We start from the raw sequence: 16197 nt of genomic DNA, 5'->3' as shown, positions 1-16197 counted from the left end.
CACGCCCAAACCCCGGGACAGTGTTAGAAAGGGCTCATGACCGGACGTTTTGGTCGACAGCCGACCGGGTGGGGTTCGCGCATGTCCGCGCGCCTGTCCCGGGGGGCGCACAGTGTCGCCGGTCAGGTCTTCGCCCTCCAGGCGGTGATCGTGCTGGTGCTGATCACCGCCGCCGCGCTGGCCCTGGTCTACCAGGCCCGTTACGACAGCCAGCGCGAGGCCCGCAACCGCTCGCTCGCCGCCGCCGAGGCCTTCGCGCACGCCCCCGGACTCCCCCAGGCGCTGATGTCGCGCGATCCGACGGCCGCGCTCCAGCCGCTGGCCGAGGCCGCCCGCAGGGCCTCGGGCCTGGACTTCATCGCGGTGATGGACCTCCGCGGGGTCCGCTACACCGACTCACGGCCCGAGCTGATCGGGCAACGGGCCTCGGACGTCTCCCGGGCCGTCGCCGGGGAGTCCTTCACCCAGGTGTTCAAGGGGCAGCCGAGCGACGCCGTCCGGGCGGTGGTGCCCGTGCGGAACGCGGACGGCGAGGTCATCGGCCTGGTCGGCACCGGCATCGAAGTGGAGAACGTCTCCCACGCGGTGGAGGGACAGCTCCCGCTGCTGGTGGGCGCCACGGCGGGCGGTCTGCTGCTCGGCACGGCCGGCGCCGCCCTGGTCAGCCGGCGGCTGCTGCACCAGACCCGCGGCCTGGGCGCCGCCGAGATGACCCGGATGAACGAACACCACGAAGCCGTTCTGCACGCCGTCCGCGAGGGCGTGCTCATCATCGGCAACGACCAGCGGCTCATCCTGGCCAACGACGAGGCCCGACGGCTGCTCGACCTGCCGCAGGACGCCGAGGAGCGCCACGTCGGCGGCCTCGGACTCGACCCCCGCACCACCGAGCTGCTCGCCTCGGGCCGGGTCGTGACCGACCACGTGCACCTGGCGGGCGACCGGCTGCTCGCGGTCAACGTACGGCCCACGGTGGCGTACGCGGGGCGGCCGGCCGGCCGTGTGGTGACCCTGCGCGACACGACCGAGCTCGCCTCGCTGTCCGGCCGGGCCGAGGTCGCCCGCAGCCGCCTCCAGCTGCTGTACGACGCGGGCGTGCGGATCGGCACCACGCTGGACGTCGCGCGGACCGCCGAGGAGCTGTCGGAGGTGGCCGTGCCGCGCTTCGCGGACTTCGTGACGGTGGAGCTGCTGGAGCCCGTACTGCGCGGCGACGAGCCCTCCCGCGTCGGTGTGTACACGGAGATGCGCCGTGCCGCCATCACCGGAATCCGCCCCGATTCGCCGCTCCAGCCGGTCGGCGACCTCATCCGGTTCGAGGTGCCCACGGCCCCGATGGCGGCGGCCCTGGACGCCGGGCACGCGGTGCTCGCGGCCGACCTGAACGCGGCCATGGGCTGGCGGGCCCAGGACTCCCAGGGCACCCGCGTGGCCCTCGAATACGGACTGCACTCGCTGATCTCCGTACCCCTGCAGGCCCGCGGGGTGGTCCTGGGCATGGCCAACTTCTGGCGCGCCGACACCCCCGAGCCCTTCGACGGGGAGGACCTGTCCTTCGCGGAGGAGCTGGGTGCGCGGGCGGCCGTCTCCATCGACAACGCCCGCCGCTTCACCCGCGAGCACGCGATGGCCGTGACGCTCCAGCGCAGCCTCCTGCCCCGGGTGCTGCCCGACCAGAGCGCCGTGGACGTGGCCTACCGCTACTTGCCGGCGAAGGCGGGGGTGGGAGGCGACTGGTTCGACGTGATCCAGCTGCCGGGCGCCCGGGTGGCGCTGGTCGTGGGCGATGTCGTCGGGCACGGGGTGCACGCGGCGGCCACCATGGGGCGCCTGCGCACGGCGGTCCACAACTTCTCCACCCTGGACCTGCCGCCCGACGAGCTCCTCGGGCACTTGGACGAGCTGATCAACCGGATCGACCAGGACGAGGCCGGGGTCGCCGGGAACGGGGACGGCAGCGCCGACGGGGAGGGGAGCGGAGCGGACGGGGAGGACGCGGGGCCCGACGGTACGGCCGAGCGCACGTCCTCCGTAACCGGCGCCACCTGTCTCTACGCGGTCTACGATCCGGTCTCCGGGCGGTGCCGGATGGCGAGCGCCGGGCACCCCGGGCCCGCGCTGATCCGCCCCGACGGCCGGGTGGAGTTTCCCGAGATGCCGGCCGGGATCCCGCTCGGCGTGGGCGGGATGCCCTTCGAGGCGGTCGAGTTCCAGCTGCCGGAGGGGAGCCGGCTCGTACTGTTCACCGACGGCCTGGTGGAGGACCGCGACCGGGACTTCGACACCGGGCTGCACCTGCTCGCCGAGACGCTGGCGCGGCCGGGCCGCAGCCCCGACCAGGCCTGCTCGGACGTCTTGGCCACGATGCTGTTCCCGGTGCCGAGCGACGACATCGCCCTGCTGATCGCGGACACCCGGCGACTGGAGGCGGACCGGATCGCCGAATGGGAGGTGCCCCTTGAGCACTCCGCCGTCTCGTGGGTGCGCAACGCCGGCTCGGCGCAGCTCGTCGAGTGGGGCCTGCAGGACACCGCCTTCACCGCGGAGCTGATCCTGAGCGAGCTGGTCACCAACGCGATCCGGTACGGCAGCGCGCCCGTCGGGGTCCGCCTGATCCGCGACCGGAGCCTGATCTGCGAGGTTTCCGACGGCAGCAGCACCTCTCCGCACCTGCGGTACGCGGCCACCACCGACGAGGGCGGGCGCGGGCTGTTCCTCGTCGCGCAGTACGCCGAGCGGTGGGGCACCCGCTACACCGACCGCGGGAAGGTCATCTGGGCCGAGTTGCCGCTGACCGGGGGTGCGGAGCAGCAGCCGCCGGCGCCGCTGGACCTGGACGCGCTGGAGGACCTGGCCTGGTGAGCCGGGCGGGTCAGACGGGCCGGGAGCGGGCCAGCAGCATCGCCACGTCGTCCTCCTGCGCGCACGGCAGCAGCCGCCGCAGGATCTGGTCGCACATTCCCTCCAGGGGCTGCTCCACCCCGTGCAGGGCCCTGCCCAGCTGTTCCATGCCCTGGTCGAGGTCGCGGTCCCGGGCCTCGATGAGCCCGTCGGTGTAGAGCACGAGCAGGCTGCCCGGGGGCAGGTGCACTTCCTCGGTGCGGAAGTCGCGTCCTCCGGCGCCGAGCGGGGTCCCGGGCGGACCGTGGAGGAAGGTGACGGTCCCGTCGGTGGCGACGACGGCCGGCGGCGGGTGGCCGGCGCGGGCGATCACGCAGGCGCCGGACGCCGCGTGGTGCACGGCGTACACGCACGTCGCCATCTCGTCCTCGCCGAGGTCGGCGACGACCGCGTCGAGGGAGCGGAGCAGCTGCGCGGGGGGTACGCCGTGGCGCGCGAGGGTCCGTACGGCCGTGCGCAGCTGGCCCATGACGGCCGCCGCGTGGACCCCGTGGCCCATGACGTCCCCGATGACGAGCCCGGTCCGGCCGCCGGGCAGCGGGATGGCGTCGAACCAGTCCCCGCCGACGTCGTTGTCGCTGGCGGGCAGGTAGCGGCCGGTGAGTTCGAGGCCGGGGACCTCGGGCAGGGCGCTGTTGGTGAGGCTGCGCTGGAGGGTCAGGGCCGCCCGGCGCTGGCGGGTGTACATGCGGGCGTTGTCGATGTTGAGGGCGGCGCGGGCGACGAGTTCGTCGACGAGTACGCAGTCCTGCGCGTCGAAGGGCTCGCGCTCGCGCGTCCGGGTCACGGTGACGGCTCCCAGCACGGTGCCTCGGGCGACGAGCGGGACCAGGCGGGCCGAGCCCAGGGTGGCCAGGTAGGACCTCAGGGCGCCGGCGCGCGGGGAGGTGATCAGGGCCGGGATGTCGGAGACGTAGAGGTTCATGGGTCGGCCCTCGGCGATGACCCGCTCGTAGACGGTGCCCGCGGGGATCTGGAAGGTCTGGCCGGCGGTGAGTTTCGCGGTGGGGGCGGAGGGGTCGGGGAACTGGGCCGCCAGACGGCGCAGGACTCCGCGGGTGGAGGCCGCGGGCGTTGCGCCCTCGTCGGGGCCCAGGACCGATTCGAGGAGCTGTACGTCGGCGGAGTCCGCGAAATGCGGTACCAGCAGTTCGACGATCTCCTGGGCGGTCTGGTGCAGGTCCAGGGTGGTGCCGATGCGGGTGCCGGCCTCCGCGAGCAGGGCGAAGCGGTGCTGGGCCAGCTCGGCCTCGGCCTGGGCCTGCTGTCTCTCGGTGATGTCGATGAGGGAGGCGATCACGCCGAGGGGCCGCCCGGAGCCGTCGAGGAGCGGGGCGTAGGAGCAGGACCAGGTCCGGTCGTGTTCGGGGTCGGCGGGTGTCCGCCCGGTGCGGCGGACGTCGACGACGGCGGTGCCCCGGTCGAGGACCTGCTGCATGGTCGCCTCCAGGGCGACGGCGTTGACCCCGGGGACGACTTCGGTGAGCCGTTTGCCGAGGTGGTCGGCGGCGGATACGCCGTTCATCCGGGCCAGTGCGTCGTTGACCCGGAGGAAGCGCAGGTCGGGGCCGAGGGTGGCGAGGCCGATGGGCGACTGGGTGAAGAGGCTCTGGAGGGCGGCGAGGGAGTCGCGCATGTGGAGGACCTCGGAGGTCTCCACGGCGATGAGCATGGCTCCGGTGCGCCCGGTGGCGTCGACGGCGGGGACGATCCACATCTCCATCACGACGCGGTGCCCGTCGCGGTGGCGTACGGGGAGGGTGCCGACGACGGTCTTGCCGGCCTGGACGCGGCGGGTCAGCTGGTCGGCGAGCTCGTGGTTGGCCTCGGGGACCAGTACCGAGGCGCCGGGGCGGCCGAGGATGTCCTCGGGGCGGTGCCCGAGCAGGTCCTGGGCGGCCAGCGACCATTCCACGATGCGGCCGTCGGCGTCCTCCCTCCACAGGGCGATCGGCAGCAGCTCGCGGAGCACGCCGGCGTAGCCGACTGCCGCCGGCTGGTCCGGCACCTCGCTCGTCGACTGGTACGTGTCCACACCGACCTCACCCCGGGGGCCCGAATTGCTACCGATTCACCCTATCCGAGGCATCGGCGCCGGGCTCGCGTCGCCGGAAGGGCGGGTGAGGACCGTACCTCCGCGGGGGCGTCGCGAAACCCGCGCCCGGCCTGCGTCAGGCGTGGGCCATCAGCTCCCGGGCTCCGCCGCTGATCACCGCGGTCACGGGGATGCCCGCACGGTCGATCAGCCCCGCCGCGACGGCCGCCCGGCGGCCGCTGCCGCACACCACCAGGATCTCCCGGTCCCGGGGCAGTTCGCCGATCCTGCGGGGCAGCTCGGCGAGGGGCACGGCCAGCGAGCCGGGGATGCCGCCTTCGGGGCGGTCGGGCCGCACGTCGAGCACCCGCCTGCCCTCGACGTGCCCGGCCAGGGCGGCCGCGTCCGCGGTCCGGAAGGTGCGCAGCGGGCGGCCGGCGGCCGCCCAGGCGTCGGGCCCGCCGGCCAGGTACCCGGCGATGTCGTCGTATCCGATCCGCAGGAGCTGGACCATCGCCTCGCGGGCCGCGTCCCCGGGCGGTTCGGGCAGGACGAGGACCAGCCGCGTGCCGAAGGGCACGACCTCGCCGACGAGGCTCGCGAAGCGTTCGTCGAGCTCGTCGCAGATCGAGTCGGGGAGGTGGCCGGCGGCGAAGGCCGCCCGGTGCCGTACGTCGACGATCTGCGCGCCGCCGCCGAGGAGCCCCTCCACCATGGTCGGGGTGAGCGGGCGCATCACGGGCGGGCCGCCGAGCACCCGCGGCCCGGCCCCGTTGAGGGACCCCATGTGGCGGTAGTAGGCGGGGTACGCGGGCAGGTCCGTCATCCGTCCCCTGACGAACTCCTCCTCGTCCTGGGCGGTGAGCACGGGGTTGGTGCGCCGCTCCGTGCCGACCGTGCTGGTCCGCTCCCCCGACACCGGGCCGGCCGCGCAGGAGCTGCCCGCGCCGTGCGTCGGCAGTACGCGGGTGCCGTCCGGGAGCAGGGCGAGGCGGCGCAGCGTCCGGTACTGGGCCCTGGCGAGTTCCTCCGTACGGCCGCTGCCGGAAAGATCGGTCCGGCCGGCGTTGCCGACGAGGAGGCTGCCGCCGGTGAAGACGGCCGACGGGGCCCGGGCGCCGTCGTCGAAGACCAGGTAGGAGGTGTGTTCGGCGGTGTGGCCCGGGGTTTCCACGGCCCGCACGGTCACGTCGCCGACGCGGATCTCGTCGTCCTCGGCCATGGGCAGGTGGTCGAAGGCGTACGGTGCGCGGGCCGGGCCGGCGACGGTGGCGCCGGTCGCCGCGCGGACCTCCAGCGCGCCGGAGACGTAGTCGTTGTGGACGTGTGTCTCCAGGACGTAGCGGATCCGGACCCCTTTGGCTGCGCAGGACTCCATCAGCTCCCAGCTGTCGCGTTGCGGGTCGACGAGGGCGGCCTCGTCACCGCTCACGAGCAGGTAGCTGGTGTCCCCGAGCGACGGGGTGGCGAGGACCTCGATCGTCGCCTCGGAACCGTTCATACGACCACCACCTCGACACAGGCCACGGGGTTGCAGCCGTAGCCACGGGCGTTCCACGGGGCCTGCGGCGGCTGCGTGTCGCCGCGGGCGTCGGTCGCGCGGGAGAGCAGCCGGTACGGTCCCGGCTGCTGCGGGGTCCACCGGTAGGACCAGTCGCTCCAGGCGTACGGGCCGGCCGGTGGTTCGAGTACGGCCCGGTGCCAGCCCCGGACGTGGTCCGGGTCGCGGGCGTCGTCCTCGTGTTCGACCCGCACCTCGACGCTGCGCACGGCCACCCCGTCGCCCGACCAGGCGTGGCCCCGGACCAGGGTCTCGTGGCCGCGGCGCAGGTCCTCGTCGGGTGCGGGCTCGGTGATGAGCGACTTGACCCGCAGGGTCGTCACGGGGCCTTCGGGGGTGCCGCGCGGTGTGAGGTAGAGGTACTCCTCGGCCTGGAAGACGCCGGTGAAGGGGCTGGTCACGGCCCGCGCTGCGACCAGCCACTTCACATCCGCGACGGCGTACCGGCCGGGGGCCACCAGGCGGACCGGTGCCCCGTGCCCGGGGGCGAGCGGTTCGCCGTTCATGCGGGTGGCCAGGAGGGTGTCCGGGTGGCGGGCCACGGCGAGCGGGAGGCTGCGTTCGAAGGGTGTGCGGCGGCCGTGCACCGGGCCGCGGTCGGCTCCGGTGAAGACGACCTCGACGGCGGCGGGGTCGATGCCGGCACGGTCGGCGAGGAGGTGGAAGGGCACGCCCGCGAAGTGTGCGCAGCCGACCGCGCGCTGACTCCAGGGCAGGCCGGGCGGGGGCGGTCGCATCAGGCTCCGGCCGTTGCCCGCGCATTCCACGACGACGTCGAGTTCGCGGTGTTCCAGCGTGAGGAGTTCTTCGTAGCCGATGGAGAGGGGGGTGGCGACGGCGCCCCCGAACCGGAGCCGCCACCGGCCGGGGTCGGTGGGCGGGACGCGGAAGTGGTCGCGTACGAAGAAGGCCCCGACGGGGGTGACGGGCTCGGCCAGCGCGGCCGCCGGGGTCTGGGCGTTGTACGGGTCGTCCGTGACCGTCTCGGGTGCCCAGACCGTGGCGCCGGGCCCCTGCGCGACCCGGAATTCCGGCCCTGCGGTCATGGCCACACCTCCCGTCGGGCTCATACGGCTCGCGACGCGAATTTCTTCCAGCGTACGTCTCGAAAACCCTTGACTTAGGACATATAGGGAGGAGACTCATGAATACACCGGATCACCGGAAAGAGCCGCACCTCCCTCAGGAGACGTCCTGGGGCCCGAGTGACTTTGTCCAGGCTCTGGCCAGGCCCCCGGCAGTACTTGTCGACCACGGGAGCCATCGGCGACGGCGGATGGCTCATGGAACCGACGGACTGCCGGGGACTGTCATGTCCGCGCACACCCGTAGGTAAGATCGCGAGCATTGCATTCGCAGATACTTACGGGGGTCGGTGATCGCGGGGATGGACTACGCAACGCTGAAGGCGCTCAAGCCTTCGGAGTTCACGGAGGCGGCGGACGGGTACCGGTCGGTCAGCAGCATGGCCGATCACGCCTACGCGAGTGCCGAAAGTCAGATCACCACGCGGCTGAGAGCCGGGCTGAGCGGCAAGGCCGTGGATGCCGCGATCGACCAACTGCACCTGCTGGCCAAGAACTTCCACTACACGCAGGTCGAATGCGGGCTCGCGGCGACCTCACTCAGCGCCCTGGCCGCGTCACTGACGACCGCCAAGTCGAAGCTGGACGCCGCCCTGTCGGACGCCGAGGCCGCGAAGTTCTCGGTGGGGCCGGACGGTTCGGTCAGCTACCCGCCCGCGGGCGAGGAGAAGGACGGCAAGCTGCCGGACGGCGGCACCGTTTCCGGAAGCGCAAAGGGCAAACCCTCCGGGAACGTCATCGATCCCACCAAGGACGCCAACGACCTGTCCGCCGCGCTGGAGCGGCAGGCCGCGAACATCCACCCCAATCCCAACTTCGGGAAGGCGGTGGAGATAGCCAACCGGATCGCCCAGGCCGTCGCCGAGGCCACCGAGGCCGACACCCAGTGGGCCCCCAGACTGCGCAAGCTGAAAGCCGACGACGACCTCGTCGTCTCCGAGTCCGACTGGGCCGACGTCCAGGCCGACACCGGCCAGGTCCAGGCCGGCGCGAAGGACTACCTCGCCCACATCAAGCCGCCGCCGCCGAAGGGCAGCGACCCGGAGCTGAACGCCGAGTGGTGGAAGGGCCTTTCGGAACAGGAGAGGGAGGCCTACATCACCCTCCAGCCGGCGAGCGTCGGCGCGATGAACGGCCTGCCCGCCGACGTCCGCGACAACGCCAACCGCACGGTGCTCGCGGAGACCCACGGCGCCTACAAGACGGAGCTGAACGCGATTCCCAAGGAGCCCGAGCCCAAATACCACTACGTCCAGCGCGGACGGGCGTGGATGCGCGAAGAGACCGACGAGTGGAGCGCCTGGAACGACAAGCACGGGGACCGCAAGGCCCACCTGGAGGACCGGCTGCAGGGCATGGACACCATCCAGAAGCGCTTCGACGAGACCGGCAGGCGCGGGCTGCCGCAGGCGTACCTGCTCGGTTTCGACGCCGAGGCGAACAACGACGGACGGGTGATCCTGGCCAACGGCAACCCGGACACCGCGGACCACACAGCCATCTTCGTGCCGGGCACGAAGACGACCCTGGGCAGCATCGAGGACGAGGCCGCGAAGAGCGACGCCCTGTGGCGCGAGTCCTCGGCGCTGGCGCCCGGCAAGTCGGTGTCGACCATCACCTGGTTCGACTACGACGCCCCGAACACCATCCTCACCGAGGCCACCCAGGACAAGTGGGGGCAGCAGGGCGCTCCGACGCTGCGGCAGTTCCTCGACGGCACCGAGGCGGCCCACCGCTCGGCCACCGGCGACAGCTCGCACACGACGCTCATGGGCCACAGCTACGGATCCACGCTGATCGGCGACACGGCGAAGTACCGCAGCGAGTACGCCGACACCTGGGCCGATCCCCTGCCCGTCGACGACGTGGTCGTGGCCGGCAGTCCCGGCATGCAGGCGGACCACGCCGCCGACCTGGGCTTCAAGCCCAAGCACGTGTGGGCGATGGAGGGCGGGGGCGACGACAACTTCGTCACGGGTGGTGGCCGGTTCGCCGGTCTCGGCGACAACTGGACCATTCCGACGGACGAGTCCTTCGGCGCCAACAAGATGCGCAGCGACGCCCCGGGCCACGGAGGCTTCTGGGACGAGGAGGACGGCAAGGCGTCCCTCAGTCTGCGCAACCAGGCGGCCGTCATAGCGGGCCGCTACGACCGGGTCGATCTGGAAAGGGCGGCGCCCCACTAATGGACCGCAAGAACAGGTACAACGTCACGGCACTGGCGCTCCTGGGCGCCCTGACCCTCGCATCGGGATGCACTCTCATGGACAGCGAACCCTCCGCCAAGCGCACCTACGAACCGCAGCCCCGCGCCCACCGGGACGTGGAGAAGGAGGTCGGCGACCTGTCGAGCAGGGCCCTCGACATGACACAGGTGAAAGGCAAGGTGACCGACGGGGGGCCTGCGACCTATCCCTGCGGCACCAGCGAGGAGAAGAAGCAGGGCCTGCGCAACGTTCGGCACGTCTGGTCCGTGTACGGCGTGGACCACGACGCCCTCGACACGGGTATGAAGAACCTCGCCGCGCAGCTGCCGCAGAACGGCTGGAAGGTCGTGAAGAACGGCCCGAACGAGAACACCAAGGCGAAGACTCCCGAGGTCTTCGCCGTCCACGAGGCGTCCCACACCCAGCTGGAGGCCCAGTGGATGGACAGCTCCGACGGGGGCGAGAACCTGATCAACTTCGCCGTGTACTCCCGGTGCTTCAAGGACACCGAGCCGGAGTAACACCTGCGGCGGCCCCGGCCCGGGGCTCAGGCGAGCTCGCGCGGGCGGGGTACCTCGGCCGTGTCCAGGACCGCCGCGATCCCCCGGGCCAGGCAGGGGATCCGGTGGGCCGGTATGCCGGCGATGTTGATCCGCCCCGAGGTCGTCCCGTAGATGGCGTACTGCCTGCGCAGCCGGAGCATCTGGTGCGCGGACAGCGGCAGCATCGAGAACATGCCCTTCTGCCGGGCCAGCGAGCGCGCCTGCTCCGTGCAGCCGAGCGCGGCGAGGTGGGCGGTCAGATCCGCGCGGTTGGCCATGATCCGGCCGCGCATGACGTCCAGCTCCGCGCGCCAGGAGGCCCGCAGCCCCTCGTCCTGGAGGATCGTGGTCACGACGGCGGCGCCGTGCTCGGGCGGCATCGAGTACAGGGTCCGGGCGGCGTTCTGCAAGGCCGTCTCGGCGTGCCGCACGGCCCGGCCCGAGGAGCCGAGGACGATGGCGCAGCCGACGCGGTCGCTGTAGAGGCCGAAGTTCTTCGAGCAGCTCACGGCGATCAGCATCTCGGGCACCCGGGCCGCCAGCATCCGCGTGGCCAGCAGATCGGCCTCCAGGCCGTCGCCGAGCCCGTGGTAGGCGAGGTCGACGAAGGGCACCCAGCCGCCGCGCTCGGCCGATTCGGCCAGCGCCTCCCAGTCGTCCAGCAGGGGGTCGACGCCCGTGGGGTTGTGGCAGCTCCCCTGGAGCAGGACGACATCGTCGCGGCCCGCGTCCGCCAGCTCCCGCAGCACGCCGGCCGTGTCGAAGCCGCCCTCCGGGTCCCGCCACCCGTAGGTGCGGACCTTGAGCCCGGCGGCCTCCAGGATGGGCCGGTGGTTGACGTAGGCCGGGTCGCTGATCCACACCGTGGCGCCGGGGCGGGTACGGAAGACCAGGTCGGCGAGGAGCCGCAGGGCGCCGGAGCCCGCGACGGTCTGGACGGCCGCGGCCCGCTCGGCGGGCCCGTGCGGCCCCAGGACCAGGTCGAGCAGGGAGCGGTTGAAGGCGGTGTTGCCGGAGAGCCCGCGGTACTCCTTGGACTCCGAGCGCTGCGCCAGCCGGATCTCGGCCTCGCGGACGGCGGCCATGACGGGGGTGGTCCCGGACTGGTCCCGGTAGACGCCGAGGACGAGGTTGAGGCGTTCGGGCCGCTCGTCGCCGCCGAACTCGTACGTCAGGTCCCACAGCGGGTCGGTGGGCGGCGGGGGGAGGAGCTCAAGCATGTGCGGGGACCTCGGGTCGGGGGCGGCGGTTGGCGAGGACGACGCCGGCGGTGATGAGCGGGACGCCGACGAGGACTGCGGCGGTCGGTGACTCGCCGAGCAGGGGGATCGCGAGCAGGACCACGGCGACGGGGCTGAGACTGCCGACGACGGAGCTGCGTTCGGCGCCGAGACGGCGGATGGCGAAGGCGTACAGCAGGCCCGCGCAGAGGCCGACGCCGAGCCCCTGCACGACCAGGAACAGCACGATGTCGCCGCCCGCGGCGTGTGCGATGCCGGTGGGGAGGACCCCGGTCAGGACGAGCAGTCCGATGATCACGAAGGAGGGAAGGCACAGCAGTCCGATCGATCCGACGGGATCGAGGTCCACCTCGCGCAGTCCCACGGTGTAGAGGGCCCACAGGCCGCTGGCGACCAGGAGGATGCCGGAGCCGGCGAGGACGTCGGTGTCCACGGGGACGACGTAGCGCCAGACGAGGGCGACGACACCGGCGGCGATCAGCGCCAGGCCGGCGGCCTGTGTCCCCCTCGGGACGCCGTGCCCGCGCCGGATCATGATCAGTGAGACGAAGAGCGGGACCATGCCGGGGACGATGGACCCGACGAAAGCCGCCGACGTCAGGGCCCCGCCGTTCATCGCGGCCAGGAAGAAGGGCACCCCGGCACCGCAGACGATCTTCAGAGCGGGGCCCGGCCGTACCGCGGCGATGGCGCGGCGGCGCCGCCACAGGGCGGGGAAGAGCACGACGAGGGGGAGGCCGAACCGCAGCAGCGCCGCGTCGGCGGGCAGCAGCGAGGATGTGCTCAGGGCGCGGGCGCTGAGTGCGAACGCCGCCCAGATCGACACCGTCACCAGCAGAGCCAGCATGCCCTGGGCCTGGGGGGAGAGCCCGCGCCGGCCGGGGTGTCCGGCGCGCGGGCCCGCCGCATCGGGAGGCAGGGTCGCCCGGGTGGTGTGCGTCGCGACCAAGGGATCCACTCCAGCCTCTGGAACACGGACCGGTCCGGTCCGCTCAAGGCAACGCTAGGCCTTGAGCCGGGGCAGCCGATTGCCAGTTCTGCCTCTCGGACATACGTTTGGGGCAGGATCTGCCAAGGAGTGGCCATGGACGCAGTCGATCTGCAGATCATCCGGGAATTGCAGACGGACGGGCGCCTTTCCAACCAGGAACTGGCCGACCGCGTCCGGCTGTCTCCGTCGCCCTGCCTGCGCCGGGTCCGGCGGCTGGAGGAGGCGGGTCTGATCCGCGGCTACACGGCCATGGTGGACCAGGTCGCCTTCGGGCTGCCGGTGACCGTCTTCGTCCGGATCCGGCTGGAGCGGCACACGGCGGAGGCGGTGCGCCTCTTCGAGGAGCACGTCGCGGTCATCGAGCACATCCAGGACTGCTACTTGATGGCGGGCAGCAGCGACTACCTGCTCCGGGTCGTCATCGAGGACCTGGAGGCCTACGAGGCGCTGGTGCGCCACCGGATCCACGCCATCCCCGGGATCGCCTCGATCGAGTCGAGCTTCGCGTACGGCAGCGTGAAGCAGTCCAGGACCTATCCGCGGCCGGCGCCGGGCGCCTCCCGGCGGCCGCGGGGGACGTGAGGCCCGCCGGGACGTCCGACGGGAGCCTGCCGGACCCCGGAACGCCTACCGGGACGCCTCGACCGCCGCCTCGAAGGCGGCGTGGGCGGCTTCGTCGAAGAGGACGAAGCGCACCTCCTGGACCTCGGTACGGGCCGCCCGGACCGTCCCGACCGCGATCCTCGCGCCGTCGTCCATGGGCCAGCCGTAGACACCGGTGGAGATCGCCGGGAAGGCGACCGTACGGGCGCCCAGCTCGTCGGCGACGCGCAGCGACTCGCGGTAGCAGGAGGCGAGCAGCTCCGACCGGTCCTCTTCGCGCGACCAGACGGGGCCGACGGTGTGGATGACGTGCCCGGCGGCCAGCCGGCCGGCCGTGGTGGCGACGGCACGGCCCGTCGGCAGGCCCTTGCCGTAGTGCGAGCGCCGCAGTTCCTCGCAGGCGGCGAGGATCTCCGGGCCGCCCTTGCGGTGGATGGCGCCGTCGACCCCGCCGCCGCCGAGCAGGGAGGAGTTCGCGGCGTTGACGACGGCGTCGGCCTTCTCGGCGGTGATGTCGCCGCGGACGAGGGTGATGCGGACCATCGAAAGTCCTTTCAAGGGTGCTGCCGGGGTCGGGCGCCGCTCTCAGGGGGCCTTGCGCAGGTGGCGCCAGACGGCCTTGGCGGCGTTGTGGCCGGACATGCCGTGGACGCCCGGCCCCGGAGGGGTCGCCGAGGAGCAGATGAAGACCGCCGGGTGGGCCGTGGTGTACGGGGAGAGGGTGAGCCTCGGGCGCAGCAGGAGCTGGAGGCCCGAGGCGGCTCCGCAGGCGATGTCCCCGCCGACGTAGTTGGCGTTGCGGGCGGCGAGCTGGGGCGGACCGGCCGTGGCGCGGGCCAGGACCAGGTCGCGGAAGCCGGGGGCGAAGCGCTCCAGTTGGCGCTCGACGGCTTCGGTGAGGTCGCCGTCCCAGCCCGCGGGGACGTGTCCGTACGCCCAGAAGACGTGCTTGCCGTCGGGAGCCCTGCCGGGGTCGACGAGGCTGGGCTGGGCCGTGATGAGGAAGGGCGTGCGGGGGGCCCGGCCGCCCGAGGCGAGCTGGAGGGCGGCGTCGATGTCGCGCGTGCGCGGGCCGACCTGGACGGTGCCGGCGCGGCGCGGCTCCTCGGCCGTCCACGGGACCGGGCCGTCCAGGGCGTAGTCGATCTTGAATACGGAGGCGCCGTACCGGTAGCCGTCGTACGCGCGCCCGAGGCGGGCGATCCGGGCCAGTGCGGTCGGCGAGGTGTCGAAGACGTAGGCGCGGGCGGGCGGGAGGTCGTCGAGCCGCTTGACCTCGAAGTCCGTGTGGATCCGGCCGCCGAGGTCGCGCAGGTACGCGGCGAGGGCGTCGGAGATGGACTGGGAGCCGCCGCGGGGCATCGGCCAGCCGCCGGCGTGGGCCGCGAGGGCGAAGACCAGGCCGACCGCGCCGGTCCCGATCCCGTCGAGCGGTGCGATGACGTGGGCGACGAGTCCGGCGAACAGCGCGCGGGCCCGTTCGTCCTGGAAGCGGCGCAGGAGCCAGGTCGAGGGCGGCAGTCCGGCGAGCCCGAAACGGGCGAGGGTCACCGGGTCGCGGGGCAGCGCGGTGTTCGGCAGGGACATGAAGTCTCGGGCGAGGGTGTCCCATCGGCCGAGGAAAGGTCCGACCAGTCGCCGGTAGGCGCCGGCGTCGCGCGGGCCCAGGGATGCCGCCGTCTGCGCGACGGAGCGCGAGAGGACGGCGGCCGTGCCGTCGTCGAAGGGGTGCGCCATGGGCAGCGGGGCGTGCAGCCACTCCAGCCCGTACCGCTTGAGCGGCATCGTGGCGAAGACCGGCGAGCCGATGCCGAGCGGGTGCACCGCCGAGCAGGGGTCGTGCCGGAAGCCGGGGAGGGTGAGCTCCTCGGTCCGGGCTCCGCCACCGACCGTGTCGGCGGCTTCGAAGACGGCCACGGAGAAGCCGCGCCGGGCCAGTTCGACGGCGGCCGTCAGCCCGTTGGGGCCCGCCCCCACCACGACCACATCGAAAATCGACGGCACTTGCACTCCTTCGTTTCCGGCGGCGCTTGCACCTCCAGGATATTGCGACGGGCCGGTGGGGCCGGACCCGCCGGACCCCCGGGCCGTGTCTTTCGGATCAGGCCGGCCGCGAGCCCGCCGTGGTCCGAAAAGACCCGGCCTACGCGCCCCGGAGCAGCTCCCGGATGCGTACGGCGGTGGCCTCGTCCCGTCCGACGGCGAACGGCAGGGCGTTGTCGCGGTCCACCCGGAAGGGGACCCCGTCGACGGTGCTCTGCGCGCCGCCGGCCTCGGCGACCAGCAGCAGTCCGGCGGCGTGGTCCCAGGCCGACGGCCAGGTGAAGGCGAGGGCGTCCATCTCGCCGCGGGCCACCTTCAGGTACTCCAGGCCGGCCGAGCCGCAGGGCCTGGCGGCGACGCCGGGTACGTCCAGCCGGGCCAGGGTGCGCTTGTTCTCGTCGGAGGTGTAGAGGGGGTGGGCGATGGCGACGCGCAGATCGGTGCCGGGCTCGGGCGAACCGCTGTGGATCTGCCGCCCGTTGACGTACGCACCCTGTCCGCGCACGGCGGTCGCCAGTTCCTCCAGGGCCGGGGCGAAGGTCCAGGAGGCGAGGATCTCCCCGCGGTGGGCCAGCGCGACCAGGGTGCAGAAGGCCGGGTCGCCGCCCACGAACTGGCGGGTGCCGTCGACGGGGTCGACGATCCACACGGGGGCGTCCGCGCGCAGCGCCTCGTACACGGTGGGGTCGGCGTGCACGGCCTCCTCGCCGACGACGGCCGAGCCGGGCAGCAGCCGGGTCAGGGCGGCCGTGAGGTGTTCCTCCGCCCTGCGGTCGGCGATGGTCACCAGGTCGTGCGGCCCGGTCTTCTCGTCGACCTCGTGCTCGGCGAGCTGCCTGAATCTCGGCATGATCTCGACCGCCGCCGCCTTGCGGACGGCTTCTTCCACATCGGGCAGGCCACGGGCCAGGAACTCATCGATCATGCGCCCATCACATCACGGCGGACCGACAAAGCCCACCGGCCCCGGTCAACGCGGCGCGCACAC

At 72.9% G+C, this 16197-nt stretch carries 12 protein-coding genes; 4 read left to right on the top strand and 8 right to left on the bottom strand.

Annotated elements, in window-relative coordinates; genetic code table 11:
- The first annotated feature begins 81 nt into the window (after positions 1-81).
- Entirely contained in the window at positions 82-2862 is a 2781-nt protein-coding gene (locus tag ACZ3X1_RS16680; protein WP_467280087.1) for a SpoIIE family protein phosphatase, read from the top strand.
- Positions 2863-2872: 10 nt separating this feature from the next.
- Here ACZ3X1_RS16680 and ACZ3X1_RS16675 read toward each other — a convergent pair whose 3' ends face one another.
- From ACZ3X1_RS16675 to ACZ3X1_RS16665, 3 genes are all read right to left on the bottom strand, one after another.
- Complete coding sequence (locus tag ACZ3X1_RS16675; RefSeq protein ID WP_467280086.1) at positions 2873-4936, bottom strand: SpoIIE family protein phosphatase; 2064 nt, start codon at positions 4934-4936, stop codon at positions 2873-2875.
- A gap of 136 nt (positions 4937-5072) precedes the next feature.
- Positions 5073-6437, bottom strand: a complete 1365-nt coding sequence (locus tag ACZ3X1_RS16670; RefSeq protein WP_467280085.1) for an MBL fold metallo-hydrolase — start codon at positions 6435-6437, stop codon at positions 5073-5075.
- Positions 6434-7543 carry a molybdopterin-dependent oxidoreductase gene (locus ACZ3X1_RS16665; protein ID WP_362629880.1) on the bottom strand — a complete coding sequence of 370 codons (1110 nt, stop codon included), beginning with the start codon at positions 7541-7543 and terminating at the stop codon, positions 6434-6436. Before ACZ3X1_RS16665 ends, ACZ3X1_RS16670 begins: the two co-directional genes overlap by 4 nt.
- 341 nt (positions 7544-7884) lie before the next feature.
- On the opposite strand from ACZ3X1_RS16665, the gene ACZ3X1_RS16660 reads away from it, so the two are divergent.
- The gene (locus ACZ3X1_RS16660; RefSeq protein ID WP_467280084.1) at positions 7885-9768 is read left to right on the top strand and encodes an alpha/beta hydrolase; all 1884 of its coding nucleotides are present in this window, start codon (positions 7885-7887) and stop codon (positions 9766-9768) included.
- Positions 9768-10310, top strand: a complete 543-nt coding sequence (locus tag ACZ3X1_RS16655; RefSeq protein ID WP_356811143.1) for a hypothetical protein — start codon at positions 9768-9770, stop codon at positions 10308-10310. The genes ACZ3X1_RS16660 and ACZ3X1_RS16655 overlap by 1 nt, the downstream gene beginning before the upstream one ends.
- 26 nt (positions 10311-10336) lie before the next feature.
- On the opposite strand, the gene ACZ3X1_RS16650 is transcribed toward ACZ3X1_RS16655, so the two are convergent.
- Together ACZ3X1_RS16650 and ACZ3X1_RS16645 are read right to left on the bottom strand one after the other, a co-directional pair.
- A complete protein-coding gene (locus ACZ3X1_RS16650) occupies positions 10337-11551 on the bottom strand; it encodes an amino acid aminotransferase (protein WP_467280083.1) in 1215 nt (404 codons plus the stop codon).
- Positions 11544-12521 carry a DMT family transporter gene (locus ACZ3X1_RS16645; protein ID WP_356811141.1) on the bottom strand — a complete coding sequence of 326 codons (978 nt, stop codon included), beginning with the start codon at positions 12519-12521 and terminating at the stop codon, positions 11544-11546. The genes ACZ3X1_RS16650 and ACZ3X1_RS16645 overlap by 8 nt, the downstream gene beginning before the upstream one ends.
- Positions 12522-12656: 135 nt before the next feature.
- Here ACZ3X1_RS16645 and ACZ3X1_RS16640 point away from each other — a divergent pair, with 135 nt between their 5' ends.
- Entirely contained in the window at positions 12657-13145 is a 489-nt protein-coding gene (locus tag ACZ3X1_RS16640; protein WP_030768474.1) for an Lrp/AsnC family transcriptional regulator, read from the top strand.
- Positions 13146-13190: 45 nt separating this feature from the next.
- Here ACZ3X1_RS16640 and ACZ3X1_RS16635 read toward each other — a convergent pair whose 3' ends face one another.
- The 3 genes from ACZ3X1_RS16635 to ACZ3X1_RS16625 form a co-directional block, all read right to left on the bottom strand.
- The gene (locus ACZ3X1_RS16635) at positions 13191-13709 is read right to left on the bottom strand and encodes an O-acetyl-ADP-ribose deacetylase (protein WP_467280082.1); all 519 of its coding nucleotides are present in this window, start codon (positions 13707-13709) and stop codon (positions 13191-13193) included.
- Between the two features lie 42 nt (positions 13710-13751).
- Positions 13752-15170: a phytoene desaturase family protein gene (locus tag ACZ3X1_RS16630; RefSeq protein WP_467280081.1), complete on the bottom strand. Its 1419-nt coding sequence runs from the start codon at positions 15168-15170 to the stop codon at positions 13752-13754.
- Positions 15171-15309: 139 nt separating this feature from the next.
- The gene (locus ACZ3X1_RS16625) at positions 15310-16134 is read right to left on the bottom strand and encodes an inositol monophosphatase family protein (protein WP_467280080.1); all 825 of its coding nucleotides are present in this window, start codon (positions 16132-16134) and stop codon (positions 15310-15312) included.
- Between the last annotated feature and the right edge of the window lie 63 nt (positions 16135-16197).

This window comes from Streptomyces sp. NPDC023541 (assembly GCF_055559995.1).
Note: the sequence above shows the minus strand (reverse complement) of the source record. Positions and strands in the feature narration are given on the sequence as shown.

Excerpts from the sequence above, each read along its gene's own strand:
- ACZ3X1_RS16670 (WP_467280085.1), bottom strand. The coding sequence starts at position 6,437 with ATGAACGGTTCCGAGGCGACGATCGAGGTCCTCGCCACCCCGTCGCTC.
- ACZ3X1_RS16680 (WP_467280087.1), top strand. The coding sequence starts at position 82 with ATGTCCGCGCGCCTGTCCCGGGGGGCGCACAGTGTCGCCGGTCAGGTC.
- ACZ3X1_RS16650 (WP_467280083.1), bottom strand. The coding sequence starts at position 11,551 with ATGCTTGAGCTCCTCCCCCCGCCGCCCACCGACCCGCTGTGGGACCTG.
- ACZ3X1_RS16635 (WP_467280082.1), bottom strand. The coding sequence starts at position 13,709 with ATGGTCCGCATCACCCTCGTCCGCGGCGACATCACCGCCGAGAAGGCC.
- ACZ3X1_RS16625 (WP_467280080.1), bottom strand. The coding sequence starts at position 16,134 with ATGATCGATGAGTTCCTGGCCCGTGGCCTGCCCGATGTGGAAGAAGCC.
- ACZ3X1_RS16665 (WP_362629880.1), bottom strand. The coding sequence starts at position 7,543 with ATGACCGCAGGGCCGGAATTCCGGGTCGCGCAGGGGCCCGGCGCCACG.
- ACZ3X1_RS16660 (WP_467280084.1), top strand. The coding sequence starts at position 7,885 with ATGGACTACGCAACGCTGAAGGCGCTCAAGCCTTCGGAGTTCACGGAG.
- ACZ3X1_RS16640 (WP_030768474.1), top strand. The coding sequence starts at position 12,657 with ATGGACGCAGTCGATCTGCAGATCATCCGGGAATTGCAGACGGACGGG.
- ACZ3X1_RS16655 (WP_356811143.1), top strand. The coding sequence starts at position 9,768 with ATGGACCGCAAGAACAGGTACAACGTCACGGCACTGGCGCTCCTGGGC.